The following is a 14,075-nucleotide window of genomic DNA, read 5'->3' on the forward strand; positions in this document are numbered from 1 at the left end:
GTCTCCCGAGCGCGGGTCACCCGAACCAGGCCACGCGGACCCGGCGGCACGTCCCCGGACCCGGTCGCCAGAGCTCCCGGACACCCGGACCTCGTCGCCGAGGCGGGTCACCGGAGGCCCGGTCGCCCCACCCCGTCACCGAGACGGGCCGCCCGGACCCCGGCCGTTCCCACCCCATCGCTGGGGTGAGCCGTCCGAGGCCCGACCGCCCCACCCCATCGCCGGGGCAGGTCGCCCAGAGCTCGGCCACCCCACCCCATGGCCGGGGTGAGTCGCCCGAGGCCCAGCCGCCCGACCCCGTCACCGAGATGGGCCGCCCAGATCCCGGCCGTTCCCACCCCATCGCTGAGGTGAGCTGTCCGAGTCCCAGCCGCCCCACCCCATCGCTGAAGTGGGTCGCCCAAGTCTCGGCCGCCCCACCCCGTCGTCGAGGTGAGGCGCCCGAGCCGGGTGGTCCGGGGTGGGCGGGGCCGGTTCCGGTCGTGCCGGTCCCGGTTGCCCTCCACCCGGTGGTCCGGTGGCGCTGTCGCCCGGTGGCGCGATCCCCCGACGGCGCGGTTGCCCGGCGGTCCGGGACGCCTGCCGCCTCCGCCCCGGCTGCGCGCGGGCTTCAGCGGTCGACGTCCCCGGTGCCTGGCGGTCACCCCGCCGGTGCTCCGGGGCCGCTGGTCGGGGCCGCGAGCCGGTTCACCGGATCGCGGTTCCCGGACCGAGGGAACCCGGAACGGGTGGCATCACCGGAACGAGCGACGGGGTTCAGGTCCCACCGGTCGTTCTCAGGTGTGCCGGGCCGCACGACCGGGTAGTCCGGTGGCGGCCGAGAGGCGGGGTGCGTCGTGGCGCCCGGTGGAGCGGGCGCCACGACGAACGTGCTGCCGGGTGATCGCGCTTCCGGGTGACCGCCGCGCACCGGCCGCGCTGGTGCGCGCGGCAGTGCGCCCCGCGTCGCCGAGCGGTCGGGTGACCGGAGGGCTGCGGGTGCGGCGCCGGGTGGCGCGTGGTCTGGTCGCCGCGGTGCGCGGCGCCGGTTCAGCGGTGCGGGTGACCCTGCTCCGGCCGCGGTGCGCCCGTCGCCGGGTCGGCACCTGCGGCCAGGGCGGAGCCACCCGCCTGGCGGTCTTGCTCCTCCGCGTCGCCCCTAGGACACGAGACCGCGGCGGAAGCCGTGCGCGACGGCCTGAGCGCGGTCCCGGACCCCGAGCTTGCGGAACAACCTGCGGGCGTGCGTCTTCACCGTGTCCTCGGACAGGTAGAGCTCGCGGCCGATCTGGCCGTTGCTCTTGCCCTGGCTCATGCCGCGCAGCACCTGGAGCTCCCGCTCGGTGAGCTGGACCCCCGGATCGGAGGGCTGGCGCGGTGCGGGCACCGAGGTGCTCGCGAGCGTGTGGGCGAGCGCGGCCACCAGCTCGGGGCGCGAGGCGTCCCAGCGGAGGTAGCCACGAGCCCCACCCGCGATCGCGGCGGCGATGCTGCCCGCGTCGTCGGGTGCGCCGAAGACTATGACGTTTGCCTGCGGATTGGCCGAGACGAGTCGCCGGGTCGCTTCCACCCCGGTGGGGACGGCGCGCTGCGTGCCAACCAGGACGACGTCCACCGGCTGACGGGAGAAGCGTGCCAACAACTCGTCACCGTGCGCTACGCAGTCGATGCGGCTAACCCCTGGGACAGCCGACATCACGCGGGTGAGACCCTCCCGCACACTGCGCCGGTCGTCGCAAATAAGGACCGTGGTCACGGGGACTCCTTCCTGCAGCCGAGTGACGTTCCATATCCCCTATCGGACGCTAAGCCGGGAACCTTGACACGATCCGGTGCTTAATCCGTCAAGAACTTCGTCTCAGGGTCTGCGTTCGGGGGTTCCCCGGAACGGAGCAGCGCCGTCGGCATCCAGGGAGACGCCTCGGCCGCGCGACGGCTCGCGGGCGTGGAACGCAGCAACACGCAGCTCAGAGCGTTGGCGGCCCGATCGAGGTCGTCGTGGCGCTCCGCAGTAGTGCGGACTGGGGAGTTCGTGGCGAGGACAAGAGCCGTCGGCCAGGACAACGAGAACAAGAGAAGCCGGGCAGTGTGATTTAGGTCACAGACCAGGAGTTCAGTGCCCCGGTGGACGCTTTCGGGGGTCGCCCACACCACCAGAGCGGTGCCCAGGACCAGGCGGGACTTGAGGATGTGTCGCGTCCCGCCACGCGCTCGGGCGAGCGCGAGCGCGGCTTCCCCGTGCGGAACGGCGTCGGCGGGGGCGCCGGAGGCCAGGGCGATCTCGGCGGCGATCCAGTGGTGGCGCACGAGGGTGCGCCAGGAGTGGGCGGCGGGCGGGGGTTCGACGGGCGGGGCGGCCGGGGCAGCGGTGGCCGAAGGCCCGCCGGGCAGGACGGCGTGGGCGGCGGGGGGAACAGCGGCGGCCGAGGGCCCGGCGGGCGTGGCGGCGCGAGCGGCGCGAGCGGCGGCGGGGGGAACAGCGGCGGCCGGGGCGGCGTGGACCGCGGCGGCCCCACCGGTGCGGGCCGGACCGGTGGCGGTTGAGCAGGCGGGGGCCGGGCCGGTGGAGGCCGGCTCAACAGCCGCCAAGCCGGTGGGGACCCGGCCTGCGGGGACCGGCTCAGCAGCTGTCGAACCAGCAGGGACCCGACCGGCAGGGCCCTGGCCAGCGGCGGCCCTGGCGACAGTGCCCCGGCCGGCGGTGGCCGTGGCGGCGGGGACTGCGGTGGCCGAAGTGGCGGGTGGGTTCTCCGGGCGGTCGGGGAGTTGGAGTGCGGCGGCGTGCAGGCGGCGGGCCTCGGTGAGGTTGCCCGCGCCGATGGCGTCGGCGGCCAGGCCGAGGAGGGCGTCCGCCCTGGCGCCGAGGGGGTCGATGCCGTCGGGGTCGTGCGCGAAGAGCGCCGGGGCGGGGGCGGTGGACAGGGCCAGGGAGTCGAAGCGGCGGGCGGTGCGGTGGTCGCCGAGCTGGCGGTGGTGGGAGGCGAGGGCGCTGGCGGCCAGTGAGGTGAAGAGGTCGGGTCGCGGGCGGTGGACCAGGGAGGTGAGGGCGGCGGACGCGGCGGCGTAGTGGCCCTGGGCGCCCAGGACCACCGCGGCCAGCCAGGCGTCCGCCGGGGAACCGCGCAGGGCGCGCCACACCTCGACGTCCGGGCGGGCGCCGAAAGCGGCGTCGCGCAGCTCCGGGTCCACGGCCCGCGGACGGGCGGGTGCGCGGACGGGCGCGGCGATGGGGGCTGGGCGGACCGGGTGGGCGGGTGTCACCCAGCCATCTTCCGGGGCTCCGGGCCCCGCTGGTCGAACCGCGTGATCCGTCCGCCGCACGCGGGCGGGCCGCAACCGGGCCAAACGGACGACACTAGGGCCGCACACGCCCCATCGGGCGCACGTGAGCGGTCAATCGGGCGGGAACCGGGCAGGAAACTGTGCGATCGGGCAGCCCGCAGGTCCACCGCCTGACCGAGTCCACCGCCTGACCGAGCCCACCGCCCGGTCAGCAGACCGCGCGCTCGATCGCCGCCACCGCCACCGGCAGGTCGTCGATGCGCTCCGCGGGCGCGGGCACCACGCCCCGCTGCCACCCCGGCCCACCCGCGAAGACCCTGACCTGCTGCCTCGTCCTCGGCAGCGCCGCGACCACTCCCGGATCGGCGTAGCGCGGCAGGTGCGCCCACAGGACCACCGCGGACGGCGCGGTCCTGCGGATGGCCGACGCCAGCGCCGCCGCGGGCAGGGACGCGCCCAGCTGCATCACGCCCAGCCCGCGCCTGGCCAGCTCCGCCGCCAGCGGGCGCAGCGGCAGGCTGTGGCGCTCGTCCGGCACGCACGCCAGCAGCACCGGCCGGTGGTTGCGCGGGTCCGCCACCAGCGGGGTCGCCCTGGTCATCGCCGCCGCCACGCACTCCTCCAGCAGGTGCGACACCTCGACCCCGGCCCCCGAGTGCTCCCACTTCGCGGCGATCGCCGTCAGCACCGGCAGGACCACCTCGCCCCAGGTCGCGACCACCCCGTCCGCGTCGATCGCGTCCGCCAGGATGGTCTGCGCGGCCACCGAGTCCATCGCCAGCGCCGCCCGCCCCAGGCCCCGCGCGGGCCTGCCCGCCCCCGGCATCCGCAGGCCGCGCACCCCGGCGGGCGACGGCCCGCCCGCGTCCAGCTCGCCGATCGCGAGCGGCGCCTGCTGGACGTCCGGGGCGGGCACCGGGGTGCTCAGCGCGTACTTGGCGGCCTCCGCCGAGGTGGCCCCGCGCAGCAGCGCCCGCTGCATCAGCTCCAACCGGGCCACGTCCAGCGGCGCGTACTTCCGGTGTCGCCCTGTCGTGTGATCACTGGGTCCCAGGCCGTACCGCCGGTCCCAGGTGCGCAGCGTCGCCGGGGCGACCCCGAGCCTGCGGGCCGCGGCGGCCACCGACAGGGTCACCACCTGCGCGGGATCACCTTGACCTGCAACGGCTTCTTCCCGCGCGCCACCGGTCGGCGGGGACGTCGAGCGGGTGAGCGGGTTCACCCCGTAATCGTCGGTTCACCAGCCGTTACGAGCAAATCCGGAGTTCAAACCCGGTGATCACCCATTGGCTGAATTGCGGTCCCACAAGCCCGGACGGTCTTGAACAACCATTGGCGCGGTTCTACGGTGGATCACTGTTACGCCAAATGGAGCAGTTCCCGTCCGTGGCCAAGGAGGCGGTCTCGATGGCGGACACCCGAAGGCTCCCCGGTCCCAACGCCGATCTGTGGGACTGGCAGATGCGCGGCTCCTGCCGCGGGATGGACAGCGCGTTCTTCTTCCACCCCGACGGGGAACGCGGACCGGCACGAGCCAGACGGGAGGCACGGGCGAAGGCCGTCTGCCTGTCCTGCCCCGTCCTGGAGATGTGCCGCAGGCACGCCCTTGCCGTGCAGGAGCCGTACGGCATCTGGGGCGGCCTCTCGGAATCCGAGAGGGACGGGATCATCAAAGCGAGGAAGCGCAGGCTCACCCTCACCTGATGACCCGTGCGGGAAAGGGGCGACACCACCAGGTGCCGCCCCTTTCGCGCGTCCGGGGGCGGAACGCGCCGGAGCGGGCCACCACCGGCGGAAGCACCGGCCGGGCAGGACGGGGCGAGCCGGGGACGGCGGACGTCGCGCCCAGCGAACGCCTCGCCCCGGAGAAGCGGAACCGGCGGGCTCCCCGTGGGGCGCCCGCCGGTTCGGCGTCGAGCTGGGCGGGCCACCCGACCGGTCGTGGGGACCGAGCCGGTGACCCCGGAGATCAGTGCCCGTGGCCGTGCCCGTGGCCGTGGCCACCGGCCGCGGCGGGCTCCTCTTCCTTCTTCTCCACGACGGCGCTCTCCGTGGTGAGCACCATGCGGGCGATCGAGGCGGCGTTGGTGACCGCGGAGCGGGTCACCTTCACCGGGTCGATGATGCCCGCCTCGAGCAGGTCGCCGTAGGACAGCGTGGCGGCGTTGAGGCCGAAGCCCCAGTCGGCCTCGCGGACCTTGTTGACCGCGACCGCGCCCTCCTGGCCGCCGTTCGCGGCGATCCAGAACAGCGGGGCGCCCAGGGCCTCGCGGACCAGGGCGACACCGGTGGCCTCGTCGCCGGTCAGGCCGAGCCCGCCGTCGAGCACCTTCGACGCGTGGATCAGCGCCGAACCGCCGCCGGGGACGATGCCCTCCTCGACCGCGGCCTTGGTGGCGGCGACCGCGTCCTCGATGCGGTGCTTGCGCTCCTTGAGCTCGGTCTCGGTGGCCGCGCCGACCTTGATCACGGCGATGCCGCCGGACAGCTTGGCCAGCCGCTCCTGCAGCTTCTCGCGGTCCCAGTCGGAGTCGCTGGCCTCGATCTCGCGGCGCAGCTGCTCCGCGCGACCGGCCACGTCCGCCTTGGTGCCCGCGCCGTCCACGATCGTGGTGTTGTCCTTGGAGACCACGACGCGGCGGGCGGAGCCCAGCACGTCGAGACCGGCCTCGGACAGCTTCAGGCCCACCTCGGCGGCGATGACCTGGCCGCCGGTGACGACCGCGAGGTCGTCCAGGAACGCCTTGCGGCGGTCGCCGAAGAACGGCGCCTTGACCGCGACCACGCGCAGCGTCTTGCGCAGGGCGTTGACCACCAGGGTGGACAGCGCCTCGCCCTCGACGTCCTCGGCGATGATGACGAGCGGCTTGCCCGCCTCGGCGACCTTCTCCAGCAGCGGGAGCAGGTCGGCCAGCGCCGAGATCTTCTCGCGGTGCAGCAGGATGCGGGCGTCCTCGAACACCGTCTCCTGGGCCTCGAGGTCGGTGGCGAAGTGCGCCGACACGTAGCCCTTGTCGAACTGGACGCCCTCGGTGATGTGCAGCTCGGTCGCCATCGTCGAGGACTCCTCGACGGTGATGACGCCGTCCTCGCCGACCTTCTCGATGGCCTCGCCGAGCAGCGAGCCGATCGACTCGTCGCGGGAGGACACGGTGCCGACCTGGGCGATGTTGTCGCGGCCCTTGACCGGGGTGGCCTTGGCCTTGAGCGCGTCCACGACGGCGTCGGCGGCGGCCTGGATGCCCTTGCCGAGCGCGGTCGGGTTGGCGCCCGCCGCCACGTTCCGCATGCCGACGCGGACCATCGCCTGCGCCAGCACGGTCGCGGTCGTGGTGCCGTCGCCCGCGATGTCGTTGGTCTTGGTCGCGACGCTCTTGGCGAGCTGCGCGCCCAGGTTCTCGAACGGGTCGTCCAGCTCGATCTCGCGAGCGATGGTGACGCCGTCGTTGGTGACCGTGGGGCCACCGAACTTCTTGTCCAGCACGACGTGGCGACCGCGCGGGCCAAGGGTGACCTTGACCGTGTCCGCCAGCTTGTTCACGCCGCGCTCGAGCGCCCGACGAGCGTCCTCGTCGAAGCTGATCTGCTTGGGCATTGCCTAGCCTCTCTCAGTGCGAAACGCCCCGGTGGCCCCGGAAGGGGTCGCCGGGGCGCCTTGCGTGGACGGTGCGGACGGACGTCAGTTGATGACGGCCAGCACGTCGCGGGAGGAGAGGATCAGGTACTCCTCGCCGTTGTACTTGACCTCGGTGCCGCCGTACTTCGAGTACAGGACGACGTCGCCGACAGCCACGTCCACGGGGATGCGGTTGCCCTTGTCGTCGATCCGGCCGGGGCCGACCGCGAGGACCTTGCCCTCCTGGGGCTTCTCCTTCGCGGTGTCCGGGATCACGAGGCCGGAAGCCGTCGTGGTCTCGGCCTCGCTGGCCTGGACGACGATCTTGTCCTCGAGCGGCTTGATGTTCACGCTCACCGGGCTGACCTCCACGGTCGTCGAAAGCGTTGGCAGGTTGCGTTTACGGCTCCTGCCACCCCGCCGTCGCGGGGGTCGGGGCGGTTGCCGGCGCCGTACGGCTAGCACTCTACCCATTCGAGTGCCAACGGTTCAACGACCCCCCGGCCCGCACGTGTCGCCCGATCAGGTGGCCGGTCCCATCCTGCCCGGAATCCCAGGTAGACGGCGAGCGCGGAGCGCCGAGGCGCCGGGCCGGACGCAGCGGTAACGCGGGTGGGGCGGTCCGGGTTCCCGAAGGGCGGGCCGGCCTCAGGCCCGCCGGGACTGGGCGGTCTCCTCCGGCACGACCGAGGCCGCCCACCAGCCGTCCTCGCCGGGACCGCGCACGAGCGCCATCGTCACCACGCCGTTGTCGGGGACCAGCCGGACGTCGAGCTGCGCGGGGATGCGGTCGGCGGGCGGCAGCACGTCGACCAGCGCGGCCAGCCGCACCACCTGGCCGGCGCCGTGCTCGGGCGCTGTGGCGGAACTGGCCCCGACCACGCCGGTGACGTGCAGGAACTCCGACTTCCCCAGCTTGACCGGGGTGATCCGGTTGACCGCGAGCGCGAACCGCTCGGTCGCCGCCTCGGGGTCGAAGGCGCGCAGCCGGGCGGTGCGGAGCACCCCGCCGAAGCTGATCCAGGCCCACAGCCCGGCGACCAGGGTGAGCACCGCGAGGAGCACCCAGGTCGCGGTGGCCACGGTCGGGGCCGCGAGCCGGACCTCGCCGGTCTCCCCGTCCACGAACACCGGGAACCGGTCGCCGACGACCCGGTCACCCGCGACGACGACGTCCTCGCGCCGCTCCCCCGCGTGCTCGAACTCCACCCGCAGCGCCGGGACCTGCTCGACGGTGCGGCTGCGGCGCCCGCCTGAGGTCTGGGAGGTGGTGGTCTCGGCGACGGCGGTCGCGGTGACCTCGGTGTGCTCGGCGGTCAGGGTGCCCAGCGCGGAGCCGCCGAGGAGCACGATGCCGCTGACGAGCACCGCCCACAGCAGCAGGGACGTGGTGGACCTTCGCATCCGCTGGGCGAAGTACTTCTGCAGGTGCGGTGAAGCGGACATCTCTCCCCGTGGCAACGTCGCGCCGATCGCGGCCATCACCCCTGGTCAGGGGGCGCGCAACCGGTTGCGCCGAATGCTAGGGAGGGATCGCGCCCAGCGGTGTGGGTCGAACGCACCACACCGCCGGGTGAACCCGCCGGGCCCGCGTCGGCGGGCCCGGCGTCAGCGGACCTGGACCACCTCGACCGGCAGGCCGGGGTTGGTCGACAGCGACAGGCCCGAGGGCTTCGCGCCCGCCGCCACGAGGTGCGCGCCGATCGCGGCGATCATCGCGCCGTTGTCGGTGCACAGCCGGGGGCTGGGCACCCGCAGGGTGATGCCCGCGTCCGCGCACCGCTCGGCGGCGAGCCCGGACAACCGCGAGTTCGCCGCGACCCCGCCGGAGATCACCAGCGTGTCCACGTCGAGGTCCCGGCACGCCCGGATCGCCTTGGCGGTCAGCACGTCGGCCACCGCCTCCTGGAACGACGCGGCGACGTCGGCCAGCGGCACCTCCTCGCCCGCGGCCTCCCGGCGCTCGACCCAGCGGGCGACGGAGGTCTTCAGGCCGGAGAAGGAGAAGTCGTACTTGGCGTCGCGCGGCCCGGTCAGCCCCCTGGGGAAGGCGATGGCGCACCCGTCGCCCTGCTTGGCGAGCTTGTCGATGGGCGGGCCGCCGGGGTAGGGCAGGTCGAGCAGCCGGGCGACCTTGTCGTAGGCCTCGCCCGCCGCGTCGTCCACCGTGGACCCGATCTCGGTGATGCTCGACGCCAGGCCCTCCACGAGCAGCAGCTGGGAGTGCCCGCCGGACACCAGCAGCGCCAGGCAGCGCTCGGGCAGCGGCCCGTGCTGGAGGGTGTCGGCGGCGACGTGGCCCGCCAGGTGGTTGACGCCGTAGAGGGGCTTGTTCAGCGCGGCGGCGTACGCCTTGGCGGCGGAGACGCCGACCAGCAGCGCGCCCGCGAGGCCGGGCCCCGCGGTGACGGCGATGGCGTCGATCTGCGCGAGGTCGACGTCGGCCTTGGCCAGCGCCCGCCGCATCGACGGGACCATGGCCTCCAGGTGCGCCCTGGACGCGACCTCGGGGACGACGCCGCCGAACCGGGCGTGCTGCTCGACGCTGGAGGCGACCTCGTCGGCCAGCAGCTCCACGCCGCCATCGGCGCCGAGGCGGACGATGCCCGCGCCGGTCTCGTCGCAGCTGCTCTCGATGCCGAGGATGAGCCGGTCAGTCACGGTTCGCGGGCCTTCCCATGGTGTACGCGTCGGCCCCGGAGGGCTGGTAGTAGCGGCGGCGCAGGCCGAGGCGCTCGAAGCCGTGCGCCAGGTAGAGGCCGATGGCGCTCTCGTTGTCGGTGCGGACCTCCAGGAACACCGGGAGGCCGTCCCGGTCGGCCCGCTCCAGGAGCGCGCGGAGCAGGGCCTTGCCGATGCCCCTGCCCTGCCAGGCGGTCTCGACGGCGATCGTGTGGACGCTGCTCTCGAAGTCGGTCAGGCCCAGCCCCGCGTAGCCGACCAGCTCGCCGTCCGCGTAGGCGCCGAGGTAGAGGTTGCCCGCGTCCAGCTCGCTCAGGAACGAGCCCTCGCTCCACGGGTCGTCGCCGGGGAACAGCCGGTGCTCGATCTCGACGCAGCGCGGGACGTCCTCGTGGCGCAGCGGCGACAGCACCACCGTGCCGGTGTTCACGGGCGGGTCACCCGCTTGCGGCCGGTGGGCTCGACGGCGTCGGGTCGGCGCAGGTAGAGGGGGGTGAGCGGGGCCGGTTCGGCACCGGAGAGCAGCGCGTCGGCCGCGGCGGCGACCAGGCCCGCCGGGGACGGGTGGTCGTGGCCCGCCCGCACGGGCAGGCCGAGCACCTCGGCGTAGAGCGCGGCGCCCTCGCCGACGGCCCCGGCAAGGCCGAGTCCGGGCAGCTTCCCCGCCAGCTCGGCGGGGCGCTCGACGTCCGGGCCCTGGGTGCGGCGGCCGTCCGCGTCGTAGGCGGCCCAGTAGACCTCGCGGCGGCGGGCGTCCGTGGCGACCAGCAGCGGCGCGCCTGCCGCCGCGCCGGAGACCAGGGCGTCGTGCGCCAGCGCGTCGGTGGTGGCGACCGGGTGCACGGGGCGGTCGAGGGCGTGGCCGAGCGCGGCGGCGGTGACCAGGCCGACGCGCAGCCCGGTGAACGGGCCGGGGCCCGCGCCGACCACGATCGCGTCCACGTCGGCGAGCGAGCGGCCCGCGTCCGCGAGCGCGTCGGTCAGGTGCGGCGTGAGGAGCTCGCCGTGCGCCTTGGCGTCGACCGTGACCCGCTGGGCCAGGGTCCTCGGCGGCGAACCGGCTTCGAGCTCCACGACCCCTGCGGTCACTGCGGGCGTGGCGGTGTCCAAGGCGAGCACTAGCACCGGGTCACTGTACGGGTGCGCGCGCCGGGGCTGGACTTGACGTCCACGTCAACACCGATGATGCCGTGGTGCGCATCGGGGAACTGGCCAGGCGCTGCGGCACGACGACGCGGGCGCTGCGCTACTACGAGTCACTGGGGCTGCTGCCGGACCGGCGCGGTCCGAACGGCAGGCGCGAGTACGAGGAGTCGGACCTGCGGCTGGTCACCGAGATCAGGTCGCTGACCGGCATCGGGTTCGCGCTGGAGGACACCCGGCCGTTCGTGGAGTGCCTGCGCGACGGCAACGCGAGCGGCGGGTCGTGCCCGGCGTCGGTGGCGGTGTACCGACGCAAGCTCGCCGAGATCGAGGAGTGCATCGCGGGTCTCGAGGTGGCCAGGGAGCGGGTGCGCGAACAGCTCGCCTCGGCGGAGGCCGAGGCCAGGCGGAAGGGGAAGTCGTGCGGGAGCTGACCGACGGGACGTTCGGGGCGGGCATCGCCGAGGGGCTGCACCTGGTGGAGTTCGGGGCGAGGTGGTGCCCGCCGTGCCGGGTGGTGGAGCCGGTGCTGGAGGAGCTGGACCGGGAGCTGCCGGGGCTGGTGGTGAGCCGGGTCGACGTGGACGCGAGCCCCGCGGTGGCGCGGGACGCGCGGATCATGTCGGCGCCGACGCTGAACCTGTACCGGGACGGGGAGCTGGTGGCGCAGTCGATCGGCGCGAGGCCGAAGTCGCGGTTGGTGACGTGGCTCGAACCGCACTTGTGACCGGGGGCGGGCGGCGGCACGGTGTAGCCCATGCTGCTGCCCGCTCTGACCGACGCCGCCCTCGCCGACGCCGTCGCCGACAAGACCGCGCTCCGCTTCCCCGACGGGGAGCTGACCTACCGGGAGCTGGCCGCGCGGGCCCGCGCCGTCGCGCACGGGCTCGTGGGCAGGCGGCTGGTCGCGGTGTGGGCCAGGCCGACCCCGGAGACCTGCGTGACCGTGGTCGGCGCGCTGCTGGCCGGGGTGCCGGTGGTGCCGCTGAACCCGAGGATCGGCGAGCGGGAGCTGCGGCACGTGCTGGACGACAGCGCGCCCGAGCTGGTGGTCGACGGCGAGCCGCCCTCCGGGCCCGAGGTCCCGCTGCCCGAGCCGGACGCCGAGGCGCCCGCGCTGGTGATCTACACCTCGGGCACGACCGGGCCGCCGAAGGGCGTCGTGCTGCCGAGGCGGGCGCTGGCGGCGAACCTGGACGCGCTGGCCGCCGCCTGGGCGTGGACCGGGGACGACGTGGTGGTGCACGGGCTGCCGCTGTTCCACGTGCACGGGCTGTGCCTCGGCGTGCTGGGGCCGCTGCGGCGGGGCGGGACCGCGCACCACCTGGGGTCGTTCACCGTGGAGGCCGCCGCCGAGGCGCTGGCCGGGGACGGGACGGTCCTGTTCGGCGTGCCGACGATGTACCACCGCATCGCGCAGGCCCCGGAGCACGCGGGGGCGTTCGGGAGGGCGCGGCTGCTGGTGTCCGGGTCGGCGGCGCTGCCCGCGGCGGTGCACGAGCGGATCAGCGCGCTGACCGGGCAGCGGGTGGTGGAGCGGTACGGGATGACCGAGACGCTGATCATCACGAGCGTGCGGGCGGACGGCGACCGGCGGCCGGGCGCGGTCGGGACCGCGCTGGACGGGACGGCGGTGCGGGTGGTGGGCGAGCCGGGTGAGATCGGCGAGGTCGAGGTGCGCGGGCCGGGGCTGTTCACCGAGTACCTGAACCGGCCCGACGCGACGCGGGAGGCGTTCCGGGACGGCTGGTTCCGGACCGGGGACCTGGCGGTGCTGGAGCCGGACGGGTACCTGCGGATCGTGGGGCGGCGGGCCACCGACCTGATCAAGAGCGGCGGGTACAAGATCGGGGCGGGCGAGATCGAGAACGCGCTGCTGGAGCACCCGGACGTGGCCGAGGTCGCGGTGGTCGGCGAGCCGGACGAGGACCTCGGCGAGCGGGTCGTGGCGTGGGTGGTGGCCGCGGGCCGGGAGCCCGCGCTGGAGGAGCTGGCCGACCACGTGGCCGGGCTGCTGGCCCCGCACAAGCGACCGCGCGCGCTGGTGCTCGTGGACTCGTTGCCGCGCAACGACCTCGGCAAGGTGCTCAAGCGGGAGCTGCGGCGGTGAGCGACCCGCTCGGGTGGCCGGGTCACGCCGAGCGGTTGGCGCGGGCGCGGGCCAGGTCGGGCGCGGCGGAGTCGGTCGGCTGGGTGCGGTGGGGCGGCGCGGTGGTCGTGGAGTTCGACTTCCGCTTCCTCGGCGGGTCGGTGGGCGCGGGGGCCGGGCAGGCGCTGGTGGACGCGTTCGGCGCGGCGGTGGCCGAGGGGCTGCCGGTGGTGTCGCTGATCGCCACCGGGGGCAGCCGGGTGCACGAGGGCGTGGTGGCGCTGCGGCAGCTGCAGCGGGTGGCGCGGGCGCGGGCCGAGCACCGGGCGGCCGGGCTGGGGCACGTGGCGGTGCTGCGCGACCCGACCACCGGCGGCGGCTGGGCGGCGCTGGGCGCGGGGGCCGACGTGGTGCTGGGGGTGGCGGGGGCGCAGGTCGGCTTCGCGGGCAGCCGGGTGCGGCCGGGCAACGGGCCGGAGTACACCGCCGAGGGGCAGTTCGCGGCCGGGTCGGTGGACGCGGTGGTGGCGCCGGGCGACGTGGAGCGGGTCGTGGCGGACTGCCTGCGGGTGCTGGGGGGACGGCGCGACGGCCCCGCCGAGGTGCCGCGCGCGCTGGGGCGGCTGGACCTGCCGGGGACCGGGTGGGAGGCGGTGCGCCGGGCCAGGTCGGCGGCGCGGCCCCGCGCCGGGGCGTACCTGGCGGACCACTTCGACCTGCTGGTTCCGGTGCGCGGCGACCGGGCGGGCGGGGTGGACGACGGGGTGGTGTGCGGCCTGGGGCTGCGCGGCGACCGGGCGGTGGCCGTGGCGGCGCAGCTGGGGACCGCGACCGGGGCGGCCGGGTACCGGACGGTGGAGCGGCTGCTGCGGATGGCGGGACGGCTGGGGATGCCGGTGCTGACGCTGGTGGACACGCCGGGCGCGGCGAGCGGTCCGGAGGCGGAGCGGGCCGGGGTGGGGCCCGCGATCGCCGGGGTGTTCGCGGCGGTGGCGGAGTCGCCGGTGCCGGTGACGACGCTGGTGGTCGGCGAGGGCGGGTCGGGCGGCGCGCTGGCCCTGTGCGCGCCGGGCCGCACCTGGCTGACCCCGGACTCGTACTTCTCGGTGCTGGCCCCGGAGCTGGCCGGGCTGGTGCTGCGGCGCGGCGACGTGGCGGGCGTGGCGGAGGACCTGCGGCTCCGGCCGCAGGACGTGGTGGAGCTGGGGGCGGCGGACGGGATCGCGGGGGCGGAGCCGATCGGGTGACCAAAAGGGCACTTGCACACAGATCAGCCGTGCAACC

The 14,075-nt window shown here is 75.2% G+C and carries 14 protein-coding genes; 5 read left to right on the forward strand and 9 right to left on the reverse strand.

Going from position 1 to position 14,075, the window contains the following annotated elements:
• Positions 1-1,138: 1,138 nt before the first annotated feature.
• The 3 genes from CNX65_RS32085 to CNX65_RS32095 form a co-directional block, all read right to left on the reverse strand.
• Positions 1,139-1,735 (reverse strand): response regulator transcription factor, encoded by a 597-nt coding sequence (locus tag CNX65_RS32085; protein ID WP_015805222.1) that lies wholly within the window; start codon positions 1,733-1,735, stop codon positions 1,139-1,141.
• 80 nt (positions 1,736-1,815) lie between these two features.
• Entirely contained in the window at positions 1,816-3,240 is a 1,425-nt protein-coding gene (locus tag CNX65_RS32090) for a hypothetical protein (RefSeq protein ID WP_157767929.1), read from the reverse strand.
• Between the two features lie 229 nt (positions 3,241-3,469).
• On the reverse strand, positions 3,470-4,399 hold the full coding sequence (locus CNX65_RS32095) for a MerR family transcriptional regulator (RefSeq protein WP_096497083.1): 930 nt from the start codon (positions 4,397-4,399) through the stop codon (positions 3,470-3,472).
• Positions 4,400-4,668: 269 nt separating this feature from the next.
• Here CNX65_RS32095 and CNX65_RS32100 point away from each other — a divergent pair, with 269 nt between their 5' ends.
• Complete coding sequence (locus CNX65_RS32100) at positions 4,669-4,965, forward strand: WhiB family transcriptional regulator (protein ID WP_041838582.1); 297 nt, start codon at positions 4,669-4,671, stop codon at positions 4,963-4,965.
• Positions 4,966-5,230: 265 nt separating this feature from the next.
• On the opposite strand, the gene groL is transcribed toward CNX65_RS32100, so the two are convergent.
• The 6 genes from groL to tsaB form a co-directional block, all read right to left on the reverse strand.
• A complete protein-coding gene (gene groL / locus CNX65_RS32105) occupies positions 5,231-6,856 on the reverse strand; it encodes a chaperonin GroEL (protein WP_096497084.1) in 1,626 nt (541 codons plus the stop codon).
• A gap of 84 nt (positions 6,857-6,940) precedes the next feature.
• The gene (gene groES / locus CNX65_RS32110) at positions 6,941-7,234 is read right to left on the reverse strand and encodes a co-chaperone GroES (protein WP_015805227.1); all 294 of its coding nucleotides are present in this window, start codon (positions 7,232-7,234) and stop codon (positions 6,941-6,943) included.
• Positions 7,235-7,525: 291 nt separating this feature from the next.
• Positions 7,526-8,323, reverse strand: a complete 798-nt coding sequence (locus tag CNX65_RS32115) for a hypothetical protein (protein ID WP_096497085.1) — start codon at positions 8,321-8,323, stop codon at positions 7,526-7,528.
• A gap of 162 nt (positions 8,324-8,485) precedes the next feature.
• Positions 8,486-9,538 carry a tRNA (adenosine(37)-N6)-threonylcarbamoyltransferase complex transferase subunit TsaD gene (tsaD, locus tag CNX65_RS32120; protein WP_096497086.1) on the reverse strand — a complete coding sequence of 351 codons (1,053 nt, stop codon included), beginning with the start codon at positions 9,536-9,538 and terminating at the stop codon, positions 8,486-8,488.
• Complete coding sequence (gene rimI / locus CNX65_RS32125; RefSeq protein WP_096498104.1) at positions 9,531-9,974, reverse strand: ribosomal protein S18-alanine N-acetyltransferase; 444 nt, start codon at positions 9,972-9,974, stop codon at positions 9,531-9,533. Before rimI ends, tsaD begins: the two co-directional genes overlap by 8 nt.
• Before the next feature lie 11 nt (positions 9,975-9,985).
• Positions 9,986-10,684, reverse strand: coding sequence for a tRNA (adenosine(37)-N6)-threonylcarbamoyltransferase complex dimerization subunit type 1 TsaB (gene tsaB / locus CNX65_RS32130; RefSeq protein ID WP_096497087.1), 699 nt, complete (start codon positions 10,682-10,684; stop codon positions 9,986-9,988).
• A gap of 68 nt (positions 10,685-10,752) precedes the next feature.
• Between tsaB and CNX65_RS32135 the strand changes: the two genes are divergently transcribed.
• The 4 genes from CNX65_RS32135 to CNX65_RS32150 are packed head-to-tail and all read left to right on the forward strand — an operon-like array spanning position 10,753 to position 14,038.
• Entirely contained in the window at positions 10,753-11,136 is a 384-nt protein-coding gene (locus CNX65_RS32135; RefSeq protein WP_096498105.1) for a MerR family transcriptional regulator, read from the forward strand.
• Positions 11,124-11,429 (forward strand): thioredoxin family protein, encoded by a 306-nt coding sequence (locus CNX65_RS32140; RefSeq protein ID WP_096497088.1) that lies wholly within the window; start codon positions 11,124-11,126, stop codon positions 11,427-11,429. Before CNX65_RS32135 ends, CNX65_RS32140 begins: the two co-directional genes overlap by 13 nt.
• Before the next feature lie 30 nt (positions 11,430-11,459).
• Positions 11,460-12,812: an acyl-CoA synthetase gene (locus CNX65_RS32145; RefSeq protein ID WP_096497089.1), complete on the forward strand. Its 1,353-nt coding sequence runs from the start codon at positions 11,460-11,462 to the stop codon at positions 12,810-12,812.
• Positions 12,809-14,038: a carboxyl transferase domain-containing protein gene (locus CNX65_RS32150; protein ID WP_096497090.1), complete on the forward strand. Its 1,230-nt coding sequence runs from the start codon at positions 12,809-12,811 to the stop codon at positions 14,036-14,038. The genes CNX65_RS32145 and CNX65_RS32150 overlap by 4 nt, the downstream gene beginning before the upstream one ends.
• Positions 14,039-14,075: the final 37 nt, after the last annotated feature.

The sequence above is a fragment of the Actinosynnema pretiosum genome (assembly GCF_002354875.1).
Lineage (GTDB): Bacteria > Actinomycetota > Actinomycetes > Mycobacteriales > Pseudonocardiaceae > Actinosynnema > Actinosynnema auranticum.